The sequence below is a fragment of the Microbacterium sp. genome (assembly GCF_044340635.1).
GTDB lineage: Bacteria > Actinomycetota > Actinomycetes > Actinomycetales > Microbacteriaceae > Microbacterium.
On record NZ_JBIITF010000007.1, the window covers coordinates 82006 to 101824 of the forward strand.

Here is a 19819-nt window from a genome sequence, read left to right on the forward strand (position 1 = left end):
CCTCGGCACCGCTATAGGGCACCCGCTGGCGTTGCGCAAGCCACAGCGCCATCGTGCGTCGATGGGTAGTCTTTGGCAGTGCAAACATGGCCTGGCTCGACCTACCCACTCGGTGCGACATATGACGGGAACGGCACGAATTTCGCGTTGTTCAGTGAGGCGGCGGAGCGCGTAGAGCTCTGCCTCTTCGAGGAGGACGGAACCGAAACGCGCGTCGAGCTCATCGACCTCGATGCCTTCGTCTGGCACGCCTACCTTCCGCAGGTCGGGCCCGGTCAGCGCTACGGCTACCGCGTGCACGGCCCGAGCGATGTCGAGGAAGGGCACCGGTTCAACCCGAACAAGCTGCTCCTCGATCCCTACGCCAAGGCGGTCGCCGGGCAGGTGAACTGGGGCCAATCGGTTTTCGGCTACAACTTCGGCGATCCCGATTCTCGCAACGACGAGGATTCGGCCGCCGACATGATGATGGGCGTCGTGGTCAATCCCTTCTTCGACTGGGCCGGTGACCGCCAGCCCAAGACGCCCTACGCGTCCACCTTCATCTACGAGGGCCACGTCAAGGGGCTGACGATGAAGCACCCGGGCATCCCCGAAGAGATTCGCGGCACCTACAGTGCCATCGGCCACCCGGCGATGATCGACCACCTCATCAAGCTCGGGGTCACGGCCATCGAACTCATGCCGGTGCACCAGTTCGTCAATGACAGCACGCTCCAGGAGAACGGACTCTCGAACTACTGGGGTTACAACACGATCGCGTTCCTGGCGCCGCAGAACACCTATGCGTCCCAGGGCGACCTCGGGCAGCAGGTGCAGGAGTTCAAGGGGATGGTGCGCTCGCTCCACGCGGCGGGCATCGAGGTCATTCTGGACGTCGTCTACAACCACACGGCCGAGGGCAATCACATGGGCCCGATGCTCTCGATGCGGGGGATCGACAACAACGCGTACTACCGCCTCGAGGACGACGACAAGCGGTACTACACCGACTACACCGGCACCGGCAACAGCATGAATGTCGGCAACCCCCACACGCTGCAGCTGATCATGGATTCGCTGCGCTACTGGGTGCTCGAGATGCACGTCGACGGCTTCCGGTTCGACCTCGCCTCCACGCTGGCGCGTGAGTTCTACGAGGTCGACCGTCTCGCGACGTTCTTCGAGCTCGTGCAGCAGGATCCGGTGGTTTCGCAGGTGAAGCTGATCGCCGAGCCGTGGGACATCGGGCCCGGCGGCTACCAGGTCGGCAACTTCCCGCCCCAGTGGACCGAGTGGAACGGCAAGTACCGCGACACGGTGCGCGATTTCTGGCGCGGAGAGCCGCAGGCCCTGGGCGAGTTCGCCTCGCGCCTGACGGGATCCGCCGACCTGTACGAGCACTCGGGTCGCCGGCCGGTGGCGTCCATCAACTTCGTGACGGCCCACGACGGGTTCACCCTGCGCGATCTCGTCAGCTACAACGAGAAGCACAACGAGGCGAACGGCGAAGACAACAACGACGGCGAGTCGCACAACAGGTCATCCAACTTCGGCGTGGAAGGGCCGACGGATGATCCCGAAGTGCTGACTCTGCGTGCCCGCCAGCAGCGCAACTTCATCGCGACCCTGCTGCTCTCGCAGGGTGTGCCCATGCTGCTGCACGGCGACGAACTGGGTCGTACGCAGCAGGGCAACAACAACGGCTACGCGCAGGACAACGAGCTGACCTGGATCGATTGGGCCGCCGTCGACCAGCCCCTGCTGGAGTTCACCGCCGCCCTCGTGCGCCTGCGGAAGGACCACCCGACCTTCCGCCGCAGCCGCTTCTTCGACGGACGCCCGGTGAAGATGGAGGAGGGGGCGCCGATCCCCGACATCGTGTGGATGCGTCCCGACGGATCCGCCATGCAGCCCGAGGACTGGGACTCCGGGTTCGGGCGCGCGGTGGGCGTGTTCCTCAACGGTGGGGGCATCCGCGAGCGCGATCGTCGCGGCGAACCCATCGTGGACAAGCACTTCCTGATCCTCTTCAACGCCAGTGATGAGGTCGTCGACTTCCAGATCCCCGACGTGGCCTACTCGCCGAAGTGGGACATCATCGTCGACACGGCGGGCGTGCTCGCCGACAGCGAGCCGGTCGAACCCGGTGGCGTGCTGAACCTCGCCGCGACTTCGCTTGTCGTGTTGCGCGCCCACACCGTGCCCGAGCCGGAAAGCGACCACTCCGTCGCCGCGTCCCTGTCCGTCTTGGCTCAGAGTCAGGTCGACGAGACTTCGGGTGACCCGATCCGCTCGGAGTTGCAGTGACCCAACGACCCCTGTCCACGTACCGGTTGCAGATCCGTGCCTCCTTCGACCTGGATGCCGCGGCATCCGTGACGGCATATCTCCGTAACCTCGGGGTCGACTGGGCCTACCTGTCACCGCTGCTGAAGGCGACCGAGGGATCGGATCACGGCTACGACGTCGTCGACCCCAGCCTCGTCGACCCCGCCCGCGGGGGAGCCGAGGGACTCGACCGGTTTGCCGCATCCGCCCGCGATGCGGGACTCGGCATCCTGGTCGACACGGTCCCCAACCACATGGGGGTCGCGGTTCCGTCGCAGAACCCGTGGTGGTGGGACCTGCTGACCTACGGGCGCGACTCGCGCTACGCCGAGGCGTTCGACGTGGACTGGGAGTTCGGCGGCGGCCGTGTTCGTATCCCGGTGCTGGGTGGCGATCTCGACGACATCATCGGCGCGGGCGACATCCGCATCGATGCGGCGGCGACGGAGGCGGCCCCGCACGGCACGCTGCACTACTTCGACAACGTCCTGCCGCTCGCGCCGGACTCGGTGCAGGGTAACGAGGCCGCCGATCTCGGAAACCCCGAGGTCGTGCGCGCGATCGTGGACCGCCAGCACTACGAGCTGATGTTCTGGCGGCGCGAGGCGGCCGAGTTGAATTACCGGCGCTTCTTCGCCGTGACGACATTGGCCGGCGTGCGCGTCGAGGTGCCGTGGGTGTTCGACGAGTCCCACGCCGAGATCCTCCGCTGGGTGCACGAAGGACTCGTGGACGGGATCCGGGTCGACCACCCGGACGGCCTGCTCGATCCCGGCGCCTACCTCGACCGGCTCGCCGAGGCGACCGGGGGCGTGTACGTGCTCGTGGAGAAGATCCTCGAGCACGGCGAGACCCTCCCCAGCTGGTGGCGGACCGATGGGACGACCGGGTACGACGCGCTCGCCGTGATCGACCGGGCGCTCATCGACCCCGCGGGCGAAGGTGCGCTGGATGCGATCGATGCCGCGGTCCGCGCCGAGGACGGCCTGGAACCGCAGTCGTCGTGGGGCGATCTCATCCACGACACCAAGCGCACGATCGCCGAGACGATCCAGGGCGCCGAGGTGGCGCGCCTGGTGCGACTGCTCGACGAACCGGTCACGGGAGCCGCCGAAGCGATCGCCGAGCTGCTGGCCTGCTTCCCCGTGTACCGCTCGTACCTTCCCGCCGGTCGCGAAGCGTTCGACGACGCCGCCGGAGAGGCCATGCGTCGGCGGCCCGACCTCGCCGGCGCATTCGACCGGGTGCTGCCGCAGCTGGCGGATGCCTCGCTCGAAGTGGCACGACGATTCGAGCAGACGACCGGGCCCGTGATGGCGAAGGGTGTCGAAGACACCGCGTTCTACCGCGCCTCGCGTCTCGGCACCCTGACCGAGGTCGGCGCCGACCCGTCCGAGTTCGCGCTCGACGTGGCCGGGTTCCATGCCGCACAGGTCGCGCGCGAGGCATCCTGGCCGCACGCCATGACGACCCTCTCGACGCACGACACGAAGCGCGGCGAGGACGTGCGTGCTCGCCTGTCGGTGCTCTCTGAGCTCCCCGCACGGTGGCTCGAGTCGCTCACTGCGCTCCGCGCCATCGCCTCGACCGGGCATGGCGGCTTCGACAACCTGCTCTGGCAGGCGATCGTCGGTGCCTGGCCCGCCTCGCGCGAGCGCCTTCATGCGTATGCCGAGAAGGCGGCCCGCGAGGCTTCCGAATCGACCGGCTGGTGGGACCATGACGAGGCCTTCGAAGCCCGGATGCACACGGTGGTGGATGCCGCGTTCGACAACGCCGAGGCATCCGCGATCCTGGAGGCTCTCGTCGCCGAGATCGCGCCCTACGGGTGGTCGAACTCGCTCTCGGCGAAGCTGCTGCAGCTGACCGCGCCCGGCGTGCCCGACGTGTATCAGGGGTCGGAATTGTGGGAGACGAGTCTCGTCGACCCCGACAACCGCCGCGCCGTGGACTTCGGTGCGCGCGCCGAGATGCTCGCGGGGATCGATGCCGGGTTCGAGGCGGGCGAATTGCCGGCGGTGGATGCCTCGGGCGCCGCCAAGTTGCTCGTGACCTCTCGTGCGCTTCGCACGCGTCGCTACCGGCCGGAGCTCTTCACCCGCTACACCCCCCTGACGTTCATCGGACCCGCTGCTCAGCACGCGATCGGGTTCGATCGGGGCGGCGTTCAGACCGTCGCGACGCGCCTGCCCGTGGGGCTGGAGGCTCTCGGCGGATGGCGGGACACGATCCTGTTGCGTCCGTCGGTACCCGCGATCGACCTGTTGACCGGTCGCCGATACGAGGGTGGCGAGGTGCCGCTCGCGGCGCTGCTCGAGACCTACCCGGTCGCCCTGCTCGCCAACGACTAGCGCGGCGCTTCTCGTCGAACGGACCCAACACGCCGTTCGGTTTGCGTACGCGCGGCGAGTTGCGTCCGTTCGGGGCGTGTCTGACGGGCCCGATCCGACAATATCGTGGGCCCCGGCGAGCTGCGAAACGTGGGCGAAACGTAGATCTGGTTCCATTTCTGTCAGTCGATAGAAAAGGGGTCCGATCGTGGCGAGCGACAACACCGGGCTGGACAACATGGGCCGCACGGACGCCCTGGGCAGCGTGGAGCAGGCGCGTGCGGATGCGCGCGGCCGAGCGACGCAGTCGAAGTGGATGCCGCACGTTCCCGCGAGCACGACCCCCACGCCTCCCGAGGGGATCGACACGGCGGCACTCCTGTGGTCCGAGACCGTTGCCCCCGGCGGATACACGCACCTGCGGGTGGCGCGGGGCACACGCATCCGTCTCGAGGATCCCGAAGGGGATGCCTCGGCGAGCGTCGTCCTCTTCAACGCGGCCCACACCGGCGAGCGGCTGAACGTCGCCGACACCCAGAAGATCCCCTGGCAGGCCTACCTCGGCGCCGAGCATCCGCTGCTCTCCGGCGACGGGCGCGTGCTCGCGACGATCCTCGAAGACACGTCGAGTCACCATGACGCGTTCTGCGGCGCCTCGGGCGACGCCTGGAACGTGCACAAGTACGGCGATGCGACGCCCGAGGGCCCGACACCGTCGGGCCATGCTCTGCTGCGCATGGCGGGATCGAAGCACGGGCTCGACCGGCGCGACATCCCCCCGGCCGTGTCGTTCTTCCAGGGCGTGCACGTGCTCGAGGACGGCACGCTGGAGTGGCGCGGGTCCGCCGGCGCGGGCACGCGGGTCGATCTGCTGGCCGAGCTGCCGCTGATCGTCCTGATCGCGAACGCGCCGCACCCGCGGGATCCCCGAACCGACTACATCGTCTCGCCCCTGCGCGTGCATGCGTGGGCCGAGCGGGCGAGCCGGAGCGGCGACGCGCACGTCGACGCCACCCCGGAGCGTCAGCGCGCGTACGCCAACTCCATCGCCTACGCCGGCCTCGCCGGGCTCTGAAGGGAAGTACCTCATGGTTGACACGACCGTTCAGACGACCGTCCCCCCGCGCCCCGTCTTCGCCGAGGGCAGCCTGCTCGACTGGTCCGAGGCCTTCATCCCCGGTGAGAACGTCGTCGACGACGTCATCGCGCCCCGCGCATCCTGGTCCGCCGTCGTCCGCGCCGGTCAGGTGTTCACGCTCGTGGATGTCGGGGGCAACCAGTCGGGCGACTGCCTGATCTTCGCCCTCGATGACACTTCCGAGCGCTACAGCGTGCCCGACACCCTGGCTTGGCAGGGCAACGCCTACGTCGACGTCGGAACGGTTCTGCGCTCGAACCTCGGTGAGCCCCTCATGAGCGTCGTGGGCAACGAGATCGAGCGCCAGGACACGATCGGCGGCGCCTGCAGCAAGGAATCCAACACGCTGCGGTACGGCCACCACACCGCGTACCAGCACGCGTGCCGCGAGAACTTCCTCTTCGAGGGCACGAAGTGGGGACTCGGGGCGCGCGACCTCGTGTCGAACCTGAACTGGTTCATGAACGTGCCGGTCGAACAGGACGGCGCGCTCGGGATCGTCGACGGGATGTCGGCTCCCGGCCGACGCGTCGCCTGCTGCGCCGAGAAGGACGTCATCGTCGTCATCTCCAACTGCCCGCAGATGAACAACCCGTGCAACGACTTCAACGTCACGCCGCTGCGGGCCATCGTTACCGAGCCCATCACCCAGCCCTGAGGCCTCCGATGTCTTTCGACACCCTGCTCGTCGCGAACCGCGGCGAGATCGCACGCCGCATCATCCGTTCCGCGAAAGAACTCGGCCTTCACACCGTCGCCGTCTACTCGGACGCCGACCGGGCAGCTCCCCACGTGCGTGAGGCCGATGTCGCCGTGCGCCTGGGGCCCGCGCCGGCCGCTGAGTCGTACCTGCGCGCCGATGCGATCATCGCCGCGGCCCTCGAGCACGGCGCCGGGGCGATTCATCCGGGCTACGGCTTCCTGTCCGAGAAAGTCGAGGCGGCACGCGCAGCCGAGGCGGCGGGGCTCGTCTGGATCGGCCCGACGCCCGAGCAGATCGAGACGTTCGGTCTCAAGCACACCGCCCGTGAGCACGCCGAGGCGGCCGGGGTGCCGATGCTGGCCGGAACGGGCCTGCTGTCCTCCGCCGAGGAGGCGGTGGCAGAGGTTGAGCGCATCGGCCTGCCCGTCATGCTCAAGGCGACGGGCGGGGGCGGCGGGATCGGGATGCGCGTCTGCTCCAGCGCCGACGAGGTGCGCGAGGGGTACGCGGCGGTCGCCGCGATCGCCGCGCGCAGCTTCGGGGCGGGCGGGGTGTTCCTCGAGCGCCTGGTCACGAACGCGCGCCACGTCGAGGTGCAGGTCTTCGGTGACGGCGAGGGGCGCGTGGCCGTCTTCGGCGACCGCGACTGCTCGCTGCAGCGCCGCAACCAGAAGGTGATCGAGGAGGCCCCGGCGCCGAACCTCCCCGATTCGGTCCGACGGCAGATGCACGACGCCGCACGCCGGCTCGCGGCATCCGTCAACTATCGCTCCGCGGGAACCGTCGAGTTCATCTACGACCCGGTGCGCGAGGAGGCGGCCTTCCTCGAGGTCAACACGCGCCTGCAGGTCGAGCATCCGGTCACCGAGGCGGTCTTCGGCATCGACCTCGTCGCGCTCATGCTGACGCTCGGGCAGGGAGGCGCGGGCGCGATCGACGACGCGGTGTTCGAGGCCGCCCACGAACCGAGCGGTCACGCCTTCGAGGCCCGTGTGTACGCCGAGGACCCCGCGCGCGGGTTCGCCCCGTCGCCCGGGCTCGTGACGAACGCATCGTTTCCCGCGGGCGACGGCATCCGCGTCGACGCCTGGATCGAGACGGGGCTCGAGGTCACCCCCGACTACGACCCCATGCTCGCGAAGGTCATCGTGCACGCGGAGGACCGCGACGCGGCCCTCGACCTGCTCGGCGACGCCCTCGCCGAGACCCGGATCGATGGCATCGTGACCGGGATCGGGATGCTCGAGGCGCTGTGCAACGATCCCGTGGTGCGCGCCGTGGCCCATGACACCGGCACCCTCGGTGACCCGGACGACCCGCGACCCCGCATCGATGTGCTGACACCGGGCCTGATGACGACCGTGCAGGATCTGCCGGGTCGGGTCGGGCTCTGGAATGTCGGCGTGCCGCCCTCGGGGCCCATGGATCCGGTGTCGTTCCGTGAGGCCAACCTCGCCGTCGGGAACGACGCGGATGCCCCGGCGCTCGAGATCACGATGTCGGGACCGCGCCTGCGGTTCTCCTCGCCCGGTGTGGTGTGCGTCACGGGCGCCGACGCCCCGGTGACGGTCGATGGCCGTGCGGTTGCGGCGTGGGAACCGTTCGACGTACCCGCCGGTGGGGTCGTGGCGGTCGGGGCGATGACCCTCGGCATGCGCGCCTATCTCGCGGTACGCGGCGGGTTCGACGTGCCGTCCTATCTCGGTAGCGCCTCGACGTTCACGCTCGGCGGGTTCGGGGGACACGGAGGTCGCGCCCTGATCGCCGGGGACGTCCTGCGACCGGGAGCCAGCGAGCGGATCGCCGATCCGATATCGACTCCGCTCGAGCGGCGGCCTCGCCTGACGCACGAATGGGTCATCGGGGTGCTCGAGGGGCCGCACGCCGCTCCGGAGTTCTTCACGCGCGACGACATCGACGAGCTGTACCGGGCGGTCTACGAGGTCGATGTGCAATCCGCCCGCACCGGTGTGCGGCTGCGCGGGCCGAAGCCGCAGTGGGCGCGCGAGGACGGCGGAGAGGCGGGCCTGCATCCCTCCAACATCCACGACACCCCGTACGCCGTCGGGGCTCTCGACTTCACGGGCGACACCCCGATCATCCTGGGGCTCGACGGCCCGAGCCTCGGGGGATTCGTCTGCCCCGCCGTCGTCGCCAGCGGCGAGTTCTGGAAGGTCGGGCAGCTCCGCCCCGGCGACACGGTCCGCTTCGTCGCCATCCGTGAGGAAGACGCGATGGCGTTCGCCGCGCCGCTCGCCGCGACGGCCGGTTCAGGCGGCGGAGACGGAGATGACGGCATCCTCGCCCGGCGTGCCGCGATCACCGAGGGCGATGACCTTCTCGCTCCGGCTGTGACCTACCGGCGTGACGGAGACGCCAACATCCTCATCGAGTACGGCGACAACGTGCTGGATCTGGGGCTTCGGATGCGGGTGCACGCTCTGGAAGAGGCCGTGCTGGCTCGCGGCATAGCGGGCGTGCGAGATGTCACCCCGGGCATCCGTTCGCTGCAGATCCAGACCGATCCGCTGGTGCTCCGCGCGTCGCAGCTGCTCGGCGAATTGCAGAGCATCGAGGCCGCCCTCCCGGCGACCCGCGAGCTGACCGTGCCCTCGCGAATCGTCCATCTGCCACTGTCGTGGGATGACCCGGCGACGCAGCTCGCGATCGACCGGTACATGTCGAGCGTGCGCGACGACGCCCCCTGGACGCCGTCGAACATCGAATTCATCCGGCGGGTGAACGGGCTCGACAGCGTCGACGACGTCAAGCGCATCGTCTTCGAGGCGGACTACCTCGTGCTCGGGCTCGGTGATGTCTACCTGGGTGCGCCCGTCGCGACGCCCGTCGATCCGCGGCACCGTCTCGTGACGACGAAATACAACCCGGCCCGCACGTGGACCGCCGAGAACTCGGTCGGAATCGGCGGCGCGTACATGTGCATCTACGGCATGGAGGGCCCCGGCGGATACCAGTTCGTCGGCCGCACGGTGCAGATCTGGAATCGCTTCCGACGCGGGGGGCTCTTCGATCAGAACCCCTGGGCGCTGCGGCCCTTCGACCGCATCAAGTGGTACCCGGTCTCCGCCGAGGAACTGCTCGACCTGCGCGCCGAAGTGGATGCCGGGCGCGGCGACTTCCGGACGGAAGAGGGCCGGTTCGCGCTCGCCGAGTACGAGCAGTTCCTTACGGCCGAGGCCGACTCGATCGAGGCGTTCCGGGCGACCCAGCAAGCTGCGTTCGCGGCCGAGAAGGATGCGTGGCGCGCATCGGGTGAGTTCGAGCGCACCTACGACGCTCCCTCCGCTCCGGCCCCCGACATCGTCGTACCCGACGGATGCGAAGCCGTGACGGCTCCCTTCGCGGCGAGCGTGTGGCGTGTTGACGTCGAGCAGGGGTCCCGTGTCGCCGTCGACGACCGAGTCGTCGTCCTGGAGGCGATGAAGATGGAGTCGCCCGTCCTGACCCCGGCGGCGGGTCGCGTCGCCGCCGTCTATGTCTCACCCGGCGAGCGTGTCGTCGCCGGTCAGGTTCTGGCAGCAGTGGAGGTTTCGTGATGAGTGCCGTTCTCAAGGTTCAGCGGGCGTACGAGCGGATCGCCGCTGCCGACCGCCCCGAGGTCTGGATCGCCCTGCGCGACGAGTCCGAGGTGCTCACCGAGGCCGGCGACCTCGACGCGCGCGTCGCCTCGGGTGAGCGCCTGCCGCTCGCCGGTGTGCTGGTCGCCGTGAAGGACAACATCGATGTCGCAGGGCTTTCGACGACGGCCGGATGCCCCGCATTCGCGTACGCGCCCGAGGTGGATGCGCCATCCGTGGCCCGGCTGCGCGCCGCGGGCGCGATCGTGCTCGGCAAGACCAACCTCGACCAGTTCGCGACCGGCCTGGTCGGTACGCGGAGCCCGTACGGCGCCGTCCGCAACGCGTGGCAGCCCGACCGAATCTCCGGGGGATCGAGCTCGGGATCCGCCGTCGCGGTCGCCCTGAGCTTCGTCGACATCGCCCTGGGCACCGACACCGCCGGTTCCGGACGTGTTCCCGCGGCGCTGAACGGCGTCTTCGGCATCAAACCGACCGTCGGTCTCGTGCCCACGACGGGGGTCGTGCCGGCGTGCTGGTCGATCGATGTCGTCACGGTCTTCGCGCGCGACCTCGGGCTCGGACGCCTCGCCGCCGAGACGATGGAGGGTGCGGACGGGATCGACCCGCTCATCCGGGTCGCCGATCCCCTCCCCGGTCTCGAGCCCGCACCTCGCGTCGCCATTCCGACCGCCGAGCACCTCGAAGGGCTGGCGCCCGGTTGGGTCGACGCGTTCCGCGGGGTCGTCGATCGGCTGGCGGCATCCGGAGTCGAGATCGTCGAGGTCGACATCGCGCCCCTGCTCGAGGCCGCCGCACTGCTCTACGGCGGGGCGTTCGTCGCGGAACGCACCGCGGCCGTGGGGGACTTCATCAGGGAGAACGCCGACCTGATCGGTAGTGATATCGACCCGACGGTCGCGACGATCGTCGGGGGCGGCGAGCGGTTCTCCGCGGTCGACGCCTTCCGCGACCGCGAGCGCCTGCGTCGTCTGGGTCTCGCGGGAGCGCGCCTGCTCGAGGGCACCGCGGCGCTGCTGACGCCGACGACGACGTGGCACCCCACGCTGGCCGAGGTCGCGGCCGACCCGATCGGCGCCAACGCGCGCATGGGGCGCTACACGAACTTCGCCAACCTGCTCGATTACGCCTCGCTCGCCGTACCTGCGGGCGCGGTCGATGGTTTCCCGTTCGGCGTCATGCTCACCGCTCCGGCCTTCGCCGACCGGCGCCTGGCCGAGTTGGCCGGGCGGATCGTGGACGCCGAGCTCGACATCCTGGTCGTCGGGGCGCACCTCGGCGGCCAGCCGCTCAACCATCAACTCGTCTCTGCCGGTGGGCGTTTCTCGCGGAGCGTGCGAACGGCGCCGTCGTATCGTCTGCACGCCCTGCCGACGGTTCCGGCCAAGCCAGGGATGCGACGAGTCGACCAGGACGGCTTCGCGATCGCGGGCGAGGTCTGGACGCTCCCCGCGCACGGCTTCGGCTCGTTCGTCGCGGCGCTGCCGCAGCCCATGACCATCGGCCGCGTCACGCTCGAGGATGGCAGCAGTGTGGCCGGATTCCTCGCCGAGCCCGTTGCCCTCGAGGGCGCGCCCGACATCAGCGAGCACGGCGGATGGGTGGCCTACCTCGGCCGTGATCAGAGCGCAGAATAGACGGATGACGACGTCGATGCCGGGCCGTCCGCGCCTCCAGCCGGGCGAGCCCGGCGTCGAGTCCCGCCAGCAGCTCGTTGATGCCGCGGCGTCCCTCTTCGCCGAACGGGGGTACGCGGCGACGAGCACCCGACGCATCGCCGAGCGAGCCGGCATGCGACAGGCCAGCATGTACTACTACTTCGCGGGCAAAGAAGAGATCCTGCTCGAGCTGCTCCAGGCATCCATCGATCCGACTCTCGATCGCGCGGCCGAGTATCTGGCCGAACCGGACGCGCGCCGCGCGCTCTACGCCCTTGCCCGCGCCGACGTCGAGACCCTGCTCGCCGAACCGCACAACATCGGCACGATGTACCTCTCTCCCGAGATCGCCGGCGACGCCTTCGCACCATTTCGCGCGGCTCGCGACGAGCTGATCCGGATCTACGGTGAGCTCGCGACGCGCATCAACCCGGACGCGGATGCCCTGTTCCTCGGCACGTGCTGCATCCAGCTGGTCGATGTCGTCGTGCGGTTCCGTCAGGAGGGCGCGGTACCCGACGACCTGCCCGACCGCATCGCGGCGGCCTGCCTGCGCCTGGTCGAAGGCGCCCTGGTCGAAGACGCAGGCTGAGGCAGACCGCCGCGGGCCGTGATCAGGCCCGCACGGGATCGTCGGATGCGGCGCCCGCCGCGCCTGCGGGCAGACCCAGGACGTCACTCTGCTCGAGGCGCAGGGCCTCGACGGCGTCGCGTTCGTCGCCGAGTTCGGCCTCGGTCCGCGGCGAAAGCCACGAGACGAGGAAGAACACCGAGAGGCTCACGGCGAAGGCGATGAGTGTCGCCCACCCGTCGATGCTCGTGTCGAACAGGGTGTTCGGGATGTAGAAGATGTTGTTCTCGAGCCCGTAGAGCGTCGGCTGCACGCCGAGCAGCGCGATCCGGACCACCAGACCGACGGCGGCCGAGATGAACAGCGCATTGCGGCCCGGACGGTTCCAGAAAATGCCGATGATGAACGGACCGGCGAGGCACGCGAGCATCAGGTCGAAGGCGAGGGTCAGCAGGATCGCGGTCTGGCTGGTCTGGATCGCCAGGAGCGAGCCGATGATGACGACCGGGAACATCGCCACGCGCGTCCATCGCAGGAGCGGGTCGCGCTCGGAGTCCGCCGGGCGACGCACGCGGAAGATGTTGCGCACCGTCACGGCCGAGGTCGCGAGGATCGCGCCGGACGCGGTCGAGAACGAGGCCGCGACGATGCCCGAGAGCACCAGGATCGAGAGCAGCGGGGGAGCCCAGCCATCCAGCAGCTGGTAGAGCACGGGACCGTCGGCGGCGGTGAGACCGAGAGCGGCGGATGCCGTGAGCGCGACCAGGGCGAAGATGATGCCGACGCCGGCGGTCAAGGCGGCGGCGCTCAGGCAGGCGCGGCGCGCCACCTGGGGGTTCCGCGCCCCGAAGATGCGCTGCATGAAGTCGATCGCGACGATGTCGCCGATGCCGAGGGCGATCAGGGTGGCCCAGTTGATCGGAGCACCGAACTCGGCGCTGGTGAGCTGTTCGAAGTCGAAGGGCCCCATGCCCTCGGGGATGATGATGCCGAAACTGAAGGCCGTCCAGATCAACAGCGCGACCGAGGCCACGACCGTGATGGTGGTCTGGATGGCGCCCGTGTAGGCGTCCGAGACGAGCCCGCCGGCGATCGTGTACGACAGCACCAGCACGACCGCGATGATGACGCCCCACGCGTAGGGGATGCGGGCGAAGCGTTCCATGAGGTACCCGCAGGCGACGAGGTTTCCCGCGAGCAGGATCGTGAAGGCGATGACCATGATCACGCTCGCGAAGACCTCGTTCGTGCGTCCATAGCGGATGCGGAAGTAATCGCCGAGCGTGAAGAGCTTCATCGCGTTGAGGGGTTTCGCGAGGAACAGGCCCACGAGGGTCAGGCAGATCGCCAAGCCGAGGGCGAGAGACGCGCCCGACCAGAACCCGAAGTCGGCGGTGAGATCGGTGTTGCCGACGGTGGCGTTCGCGTCGACGGCGGCGGCGGTGAGCGACGCCGCCACGAGGGGAACGCCGAGGCGACGACCCGCGACGAGGAAGTTGGCACTATCGCCGTCTATTCGCCGGGCCACGACGATCCCGACGACGAGAATCACGAGCACGGTCAGTGCGACTCCGAAGATGATCATGGCGACTCCCTTTCGAGAACGTTGTGGTGAGGTCGGTGGGTTTCTGTCAGGCGATAGAAACCCATGTTGTCGACGCAAACCGCCCCGCGATTTTCCGGGATGTATCGATCTCGTGAAATGTGCACTCGAGCCGCAGCGAACGGACGCAACATGCCGTGTCGGGCCAGACGTACACGGCATGTTGCGTCCTCTCGCCGGCCCGAGCAGCCTGGCGCGGCGCGCGAGGTCGCTACTGACCGCGGAGCGGCGCGTCAAGAGGTGGGATGATTCCGGTCCGGATGACAGGCTGGGAACATGAGCATCGAGGTTTGGGCACCGAACGCACGCCAGGTCCGACTCCGTCGCGGGGACGCGAGCGAACTCGACCTCGAAAGCGGTACCGGCGGATGGTGGTCGAGCGATGCCGACCTCGCCGACGGTGAGGAGTACGGCTTCGTGATCGACGGCGGGTCGCTCCGGCCCGACCCGCGCTCCAAGCGCCAACCGCGGGGCGTGCACGAGGCATCCGCGCACGTCGATCTGAGCGACTTCGGGTGGACCGACGCCGACTGGACGGGTCGCCAGCTCGCGGGGGGACTGATCTACGAACTCCACATCGGAACCTTCACGCCGGAGGGGACGCTGGATGCCGCGACCGAGCGCTTCCCGCACCTGATCGAACTGGGCGTGACGCACATCGAGTTGCTGCCCGTCAACGGCTTCAACGGCGTGCACAACTGGGGGTACGACGGGGTGCTCTGGTACACCGTCCACGAGGCGTACGGGGGCCCGCGCGCCTACCAGCGCTTCGTCGATGCCGCCCATGCCGTCGGGCTCGCGGTCATCCAGGACGTCGTCTACAACCACCTCGGACCGAGCGGCAACTACCTGCCCGAGTTCGGACCCTATCTGCGCACCGGTGAACGGAACACGTGGGGCGATTCCCTCAACCTCGACGAGTCCGCCGTGCGGTCGTACATCGTCGACAACGCCCTGATGTGGCTGCGCGACTACCACGTCGACGGGCTGCGCCTGGATGCCGTGCACGCGTTGCTCGACAGCGGCGACAAGCACATCCTGCAGGAGTTGGCCGAGGCATCCGACGCCCTCTCGGCACACCTGGGTCGTCCGCTGACGCTCATCGCCGAATCGGACATGAACGACCCGAAGCTCATCCTGCCGCGCGAGGCAGGCGGATACGGGCTGACCGCGCAGTGGAGCGACGACTGGCACCATGCCACGCACGTCGCCGTGACCGGCGAGACCGTCGGCTACTACGAGGACTTCGGCGCGCTTGATGCACTGCCGAAGGTCTGGACCGACGGGTTCTTCCACAACGGAACCTACTCGTCTTTCCGCGAGCGGGAGCACGGCTTCCCGATACCGGCGGAGGTGCCGACCTGGCGCCTCGTGACGTTCGCTCAGGACCACGACCAGATCGGAAACCGCGCTGCCGGCGACCGGCTCTCGCAGTCGCTGTCATACGGGCGCCTCGCCGTGACCGCGGTGTTGACCCTGACCGCGCCCGGCACCCCGATGCTCTTCATGGGCGAGGAGTGGGGCGCCTCGACGCCCTGGCAGTTCTTCACCTCGCACCCCGAGCCCGAGCTCGGCGAGGCGACGGCGAAGGGCCGACTCGAGGAGTTCACCCGCATGGGCTGGGACGAGTCCGTCGTGCCGAACCCGCAGGATCCCGAGACGTTCGAACGGTCGAAGCTCGACTGGGCCGAGGCATCCGAGGGCGATCATGAGCGTCTGCTGCAGCTCTATCGCGACCTCGCGGCCCTGCGCAGAGAGTGGCCAGAACTCACCGACCCGTCGTTCGCGGCGGTGCGTGCGGCATCGGCGGAGGGCGCTGCGGGCGAGGTCGGGGCGCGCGCCTTCGCACTGGGACGTGGCGACCTGTCGGTGCTCGTCAACCTCACGGGCGAGGCCGTGTCGTGGGATGTGGCGTCCGGCCGCGGCATCCTGCTGACAACGGATGCGACGGCGCTCGTCGCCGACGGCGAGGCCGTCGTGCCGAGCGAGGCCGCCGTGGTCGTGGGTCCGCTCCGCTGAGGCGTTTTGCCGGTTCACAACTCAGTCTGTGCGGGGTCGGGCCCCCGTCCGGCCCGCGGTTTTTCCGCGCGCCGTCCCCCGTCGAAGCACCGCGCAGACTGAATTGTCAACCGTGCCGCCCCACCGTGCCTCGCCGCCAGGCCCGGCATAGGCTGAGGAGATGACCATTCCCGGACGGCCGACCAAGCCGCAGAGCCTCGATCTGGTGCGCCAGATCGTCGTGATCTCGTCGCTCGTCTTCATGCTCATCGCCGCGATGGTGGGTGTCGGGGTTTTCGGTGGAACACCGATCGCCGAGGCCCAGGGGGGCGCGCTCGCGGCGGATGCGACCCTGCTGGCGCCGGCCACGCCCGCGTTCTCGATCTGGTCGGTCATCTACACAGGACTCGCGGCCTACACGCTCTGGCAGGCCCTGCCCGCGCAGCGCGCCTCGATGCGCCAACGGGCCATGGGTTGGTGGATAGCGCTGACGATGGTGCTGAACGGCCTGTGGATCGTCACGGTACAGGTGTTCACGCTCTGGGGCACGACACTGGCGATCTTCGTGCTGCTGGCCGCGCTCTGCATCACCTTCCAGCGCGCCGTGGTGACGCGTCTTCCTCGCGGCGGGATCCGTGACTCGCTGCTGATCGACGGAGTGACGGGGCTGCATCTCGGCTGGGTCGCCGTCGCTTCCGTGGCCAACGTCACGGCCTGGTTGACCGCCATCGGCCCGACCGGCTGGGCGGATCATGCGGAGGCGTGGGGCATCGCAGTCATCGTCGTCGTCGCGGTCATCGGTCTCGTGATCGCCTGGGCGAGCGGATGGCGCGTCGCGCCCGGCCTCGCCCTCGGGTGGGGACTCGTCTGGATCGCCGTCGGGCGCCTGGCCGACCAGCCGCGCAGCGAGGCGATCGGCATCGCCGCGATCGTCGCGGCTGTGCTCGTCGTGGGAGCGCCCCTCGCCACGGCGGGGCTCCGGTCCCTCCGGCCGCAGGGCGACTGACCCTCAGGGCGGGCGACCCGCGGCCCTCAGGCGAGACGTGCCGCGAATGCGCGGACGATGCGCGAGGGCTCGCTGATCGACGCACCGAGCACGCGAGCAGCGATCTCGTCGAACGCGCGGGCATCGAAGTATCCGTCGTTGCGGTAGACGACCATCCGCTCGGTGAACGCGCGGCCCGTCGGTTCGGGATGGAACTGCGTGGCGTACAGGGTGTTGCCCACGCGGTACGCCTGCACGGGGCAGTCATCGTTGGTGGCGAGGAGCTCGGCGCCCGGAGGCGGCGTGGCCGCTCCCTCTTTGTGCGCGGTGAGGGCCGAGAAGTGCGTGGGGAGCATCCCGAAGAGCGGGTCCTGCGCTGCAGCGTCGGTGAGGCTGATGGTCGCAGGCCCCGTGTCTTCGGGGTAGGCCCGGGTGACCTCACCACCGAGCATGCGCGTCACGATACCGATGCCGTAGCAGGTGAATAACCCCGACGTGACACCGGATGCCGCGGCACCCGCGATCCGTTCGAGGTCCGCCTCGAGGCGGCGCTGCACGTCGGTCTTCGTACCCGTGGGGTCGGCGACGTTGAACGGGCTGCCGCCCACGAGGAATCCCGCGTACGTGTCGAGAGCGTCGGCCGGCAGGGGCTCACGCACCAGATCGTGGGCGTGCAGGCGGTCCTCGTCGAGGTGCGCCGCCTCGCGGAACGAGCGGTATTCGCCCTCGGCGGCACCGGCCTGGGGACGCACGCACAGGTACAGCAGGGGTCGGGCGCCATCGGTCCCCGTGCCGGCATAGGTCATGTTGCCCGAGTGTAATCGGCGGGCACGGTCAACCCCGCGACGAGCGAGCCGTGCGGCCCCGAACGATGCCGACCAGCGCCTCGATCTCGGGGCTCGTGCTCTCAGCGAGCCATGCCAGCGCGACGGCGGATGTCGGGGCACCCGCGAGCGGGCGGTGCGCCACATCGCGGCGCTGGTGCAGACGCACGAGCGACAGCGGCAGGATCACGATTCCCACGCCCGCGGCGACCGTCTCCAACGCGTCGGCCGTGGTCGCAAGCTGCGGCCCGCGAGCCGGGACGACGTCGGGGATCGTGAGCGGACCCAGCACATCGTCGTCGGGAACGAAGACGATTTCGCCCGCCAGGTCATCGAATGCCAGTTCTTCCGCGGCGCCGAGCGACGAATCCGAGCCGAACGCCACAACCGTCGTCTCTTCGTAGAGGGGGATGACGTGCAACCCGTCGCGCTCGACGGGAAGTCGGACCAGCGCCGCGTCGATCTCACCCGCACGGAGCGCATGCTCCTGATTCGCCGCCTCGGTCGGGACGAGCTCGAGGGGTACGTCGGGCAGACGCTCCCGCCAACGATCGACCCAGATCCCGGGCGCTGCACCCGGGAACACGCCCAGCCGAAGCGGACCGACCAGAACGGGACCGGTCGGTTCTTCTACCGGAGGCGCCGGCTTCGAGCGTGCCGCCTTCTTCGGAGTCGCGGGACGGATGGATGCCGCACGCACAGGGCGGCGCGGGCGTCTCGGAACCCCGCCACCCTTCGCCATCCGGCCAGCGTAGCCCGCGCTTGAGTGTCTTACGCCGCCAAGCGCAATCCGCGCTTGAGTGTCTTACGCCGCCAAGCGCAATCCGCGCTTGTCGGTAGCAATGATCTGGCCGTCCGCAACGATTTCGTCGTCGCGGATCTTCGCACCGCCCGCGACACGTGCGCGGTCACCCACGGACGCGCGGACGCCGATGCGTGCGGCGGAACCGATCGCTGCACCCGCGCCGATGTGCGCGTGCTCCTCGATGATGGCGTCGGGTCCGATCACGGCGTCCGCCTCGATCCACGCGCCACGAAGCACACGAGCTCCGGCGGCAACCTGTGCCCCGGGTTCGACGTATGCGCCCGCTTCGATCAGCGCGCTCGCGTGTACCTTCGCGCCGTGCGCGATCAGTCCGCGACCATTGACGTGCTTGCGGTAACGAAGGGTCTCTCCGTTATCGCGTTCGATGTCCACGTAGTTCTTACCCACGATTCCCTCCTACGGCGGTATATAAAGCCGAAGTCACCGGATATAACTCATTCGTAGGCATGCGTATTCCGGATGGGCCGATCCTGAACTTTTTTGCGCGAGGGTGCCCGTTCGGGTCCGCGAGGGTGCCGTTTTCGGAGGACGCCGGGTTTGCGAAGATGAGTTCGGACGGATGACCCCTCCTGTCCAGACCCACGAACCTCACGAAGGACCCCGTGACACACGCACACGCCACCCCCTCCGGCGACGAGGCCGCCCCGGCCGACCCGGTCTTCGGCGACCAGGCCCTGGCGCACACCGTGCCCGAAGACATCCTGGGATTGCTGACGGGAACGTTCACCGCTTCGCTCGGCCTCCACCTGCTGCAAGCGAGCGGCGCGGTCACGGGCGGCACCGCAGGCGTTGCCCTGCTGCTCGACTACGCGACGTCGCTGCCCTTCTGGGCGCTCTTCGCGATCGTCAACCTCCCGTTCGCCGTGCTCGCGCTCTGGAAGAAGGGGCTGGACTTCACGCTCCGGACGGCCGTGTCGATCGGTCTCGTCTCGGCGTTCTCTGTGCTGCACAACCTGGCGTTCCCGATCCCGCAGATCGATCCCGTCTACGGCACCTTCGGGGGTAACCTGCTCGTCGGCATCGGACTTCTCATCCTCTTCCGGCATCGCGCGAGCCTCGGCGGCATCACGATCATCGCGCTGATCGTCCAGGAGCGGTGGGGATTCCGTGCCGGCTGGGTGCAGATGATCTTCGATGTCGCGATCATCGTCGCCGCTCTCTGGGTCGTTCCCTGGCCGCTCGTGTTGCTCTCGGCCGCCGGGGCGGTGCTCCTGAGCCTCGTGCTCGCGCTCAACCACCGGCCCGGTCGCTACGTCGGCCACTGACAACCGTGA

At 69.0% G+C, this 19819-nt stretch carries 14 protein-coding genes; 10 read left to right on the forward strand and 4 right to left on the reverse strand.

What is annotated here, in order from left to right; all coding sequences use genetic code 11:
- Window positions 1-78: 78 nt before the first annotated feature.
- The 7 genes from glgX to ACIQ0W_RS08365 all read left to right on the forward strand — a co-directional run bounded on the left by glgX (window position 79) and on the right by ACIQ0W_RS08365 (window position 12330).
- Window positions 79-2289 (forward strand): glycogen debranching protein GlgX, encoded by a 2211-nt coding sequence (gene glgX, locus ACIQ0W_RS08335; RefSeq protein ID WP_396642301.1) that lies wholly within the window; start codon window positions 79-81, stop codon window positions 2287-2289.
- Window positions 2286-4661, forward strand: coding sequence for a malto-oligosyltrehalose synthase (gene treY / locus ACIQ0W_RS08340; RefSeq protein ID WP_396642302.1), 2376 nt, complete (start codon window positions 2286-2288; stop codon window positions 4659-4661). Before glgX ends, treY begins: the two co-directional genes overlap by 4 nt.
- 187 nt (window positions 4662-4848) lie before the next feature.
- On the forward strand, window positions 4849-5715 hold the full coding sequence (locus tag ACIQ0W_RS08345; RefSeq protein ID WP_396642304.1) for an urea amidolyase associated protein UAAP1: 867 nt from the start codon (window positions 4849-4851) through the stop codon (window positions 5713-5715).
- Window positions 5716-5728: 13 nt separating this feature from the next.
- Entirely contained in the window at window positions 5729-6436 is a 708-nt protein-coding gene (locus ACIQ0W_RS08350; RefSeq protein WP_396642305.1) for an urea amidolyase associated protein UAAP2, read from the forward strand.
- Between the two features lie 8 nt (window positions 6437-6444).
- A complete protein-coding gene (gene uca / locus ACIQ0W_RS08355) occupies window positions 6445-10038 on the forward strand; it encodes an urea carboxylase (protein WP_396642307.1) in 3594 nt (1197 codons plus the stop codon).
- Window positions 10038-11717 (forward strand): allophanate hydrolase, encoded by a 1680-nt coding sequence (locus ACIQ0W_RS08360; RefSeq protein WP_396642308.1) that lies wholly within the window; start codon window positions 10038-10040, stop codon window positions 11715-11717. Before uca ends, ACIQ0W_RS08360 begins: the two co-directional genes overlap by 1 nt.
- A gap of 4 nt (window positions 11718-11721) precedes the next feature.
- Window positions 11722-12330 (forward strand): TetR/AcrR family transcriptional regulator, encoded by a 609-nt coding sequence (locus ACIQ0W_RS08365; protein WP_396642309.1) that lies wholly within the window; start codon window positions 11722-11724, stop codon window positions 12328-12330.
- A gap of 22 nt (window positions 12331-12352) precedes the next feature.
- Here the strand turns inward: ACIQ0W_RS08365 and ACIQ0W_RS08370 are convergent, their stop codons facing one another.
- Entirely contained in the window at window positions 12353-13894 is a 1542-nt protein-coding gene (locus ACIQ0W_RS08370) for a sodium:solute symporter family protein (RefSeq protein ID WP_396642310.1), read from the reverse strand.
- A gap of 294 nt (window positions 13895-14188) precedes the next feature.
- Between ACIQ0W_RS08370 and treZ the strand changes: the two genes are divergently transcribed.
- Together treZ and ACIQ0W_RS08380 are read left to right on the forward strand one after the other, a co-directional pair.
- Entirely contained in the window at window positions 14189-15931 is a 1743-nt protein-coding gene (treZ, locus tag ACIQ0W_RS08375; RefSeq protein ID WP_396642311.1) for a malto-oligosyltrehalose trehalohydrolase, read from the forward strand.
- A 160-nt stretch (window positions 15932-16091) separates the two neighbouring features.
- Window positions 16092-16916: a tryptophan-rich sensory protein gene (locus ACIQ0W_RS08380; RefSeq protein ID WP_396642312.1), complete on the forward strand. Its 825-nt coding sequence runs from the start codon at window positions 16092-16094 to the stop codon at window positions 16914-16916.
- 26 nt (window positions 16917-16942) lie between these two features.
- Here the strand turns inward: ACIQ0W_RS08380 and ACIQ0W_RS08385 are convergent, their stop codons facing one another.
- From ACIQ0W_RS08385 to ACIQ0W_RS08395, 3 genes are all read right to left on the reverse strand, one after another.
- Complete coding sequence (locus tag ACIQ0W_RS08385) at window positions 16943-17701, reverse strand: GMP synthase (RefSeq protein WP_396642313.1); 759 nt, start codon at window positions 17699-17701, stop codon at window positions 16943-16945.
- 28 nt (window positions 17702-17729) lie between these two features.
- Window positions 17730-18461, reverse strand: coding sequence for a LysR family substrate-binding domain-containing protein (locus ACIQ0W_RS08390; protein WP_396642314.1), 732 nt, complete (start codon window positions 18459-18461; stop codon window positions 17730-17732).
- Window positions 18462-18524: 63 nt separating this feature from the next.
- On the reverse strand, window positions 18525-18932 hold the full coding sequence (locus ACIQ0W_RS08395) for a transferase (RefSeq protein ID WP_396642316.1): 408 nt from the start codon (window positions 18930-18932) through the stop codon (window positions 18525-18527).
- Between the two features lie 215 nt (window positions 18933-19147).
- Between ACIQ0W_RS08395 and ACIQ0W_RS08400 the strand changes: the two genes are divergently transcribed.
- Window positions 19148-19810, forward strand: a complete 663-nt coding sequence (locus tag ACIQ0W_RS08400) for a YitT family protein (protein ID WP_396642317.1) — start codon at window positions 19148-19150, stop codon at window positions 19808-19810.
- The last annotated feature ends 9 nt before the right edge of the window (window positions 19811-19819 follow it).

Excerpts from the sequence above, each read along its gene's own strand:
- ACIQ0W_RS08350 (WP_396642305.1), top strand. The coding sequence starts at position 5,729 with ATGGTTGACACGACCGTTCAGACGACCGTCCCCCCGCGCCCCGTCTTC.
- uca (WP_396642307.1), top strand. The coding sequence starts at position 6,445 with ATGTCTTTCGACACCCTGCTCGTCGCGAACCGCGGCGAGATCGCACGC.
- ACIQ0W_RS08360 (WP_396642308.1), top strand. The coding sequence starts at position 10,038 with ATGAGTGCCGTTCTCAAGGTTCAGCGGGCGTACGAGCGGATCGCCGCT.
- ACIQ0W_RS08365 (WP_396642309.1), top strand. The coding sequence starts at position 11,722 with ATGACGACGTCGATGCCGGGCCGTCCGCGCCTCCAGCCGGGCGAGCCC.
- ACIQ0W_RS08370 (WP_396642310.1), bottom strand. The coding sequence starts at position 13,894 with ATGATCATCTTCGGAGTCGCACTGACCGTGCTCGTGATTCTCGTCGTC.
- treZ (WP_396642311.1), top strand. The coding sequence starts at position 14,189 with ATGAGCATCGAGGTTTGGGCACCGAACGCACGCCAGGTCCGACTCCGT.
- ACIQ0W_RS08380 (WP_396642312.1), top strand. The coding sequence starts at position 16,092 with ATGACCATTCCCGGACGGCCGACCAAGCCGCAGAGCCTCGATCTGGTG.
- ACIQ0W_RS08385 (WP_396642313.1), bottom strand. The coding sequence starts at position 17,701 with ATGACCTATGCCGGCACGGGGACCGATGGCGCCCGACCCCTGCTGTAC.
- ACIQ0W_RS08390 (WP_396642314.1), bottom strand. The coding sequence starts at position 18,461 with ATGGCGAAGGGTGGCGGGGTTCCGAGACGCCCGCGCCGCCCTGTGCGT.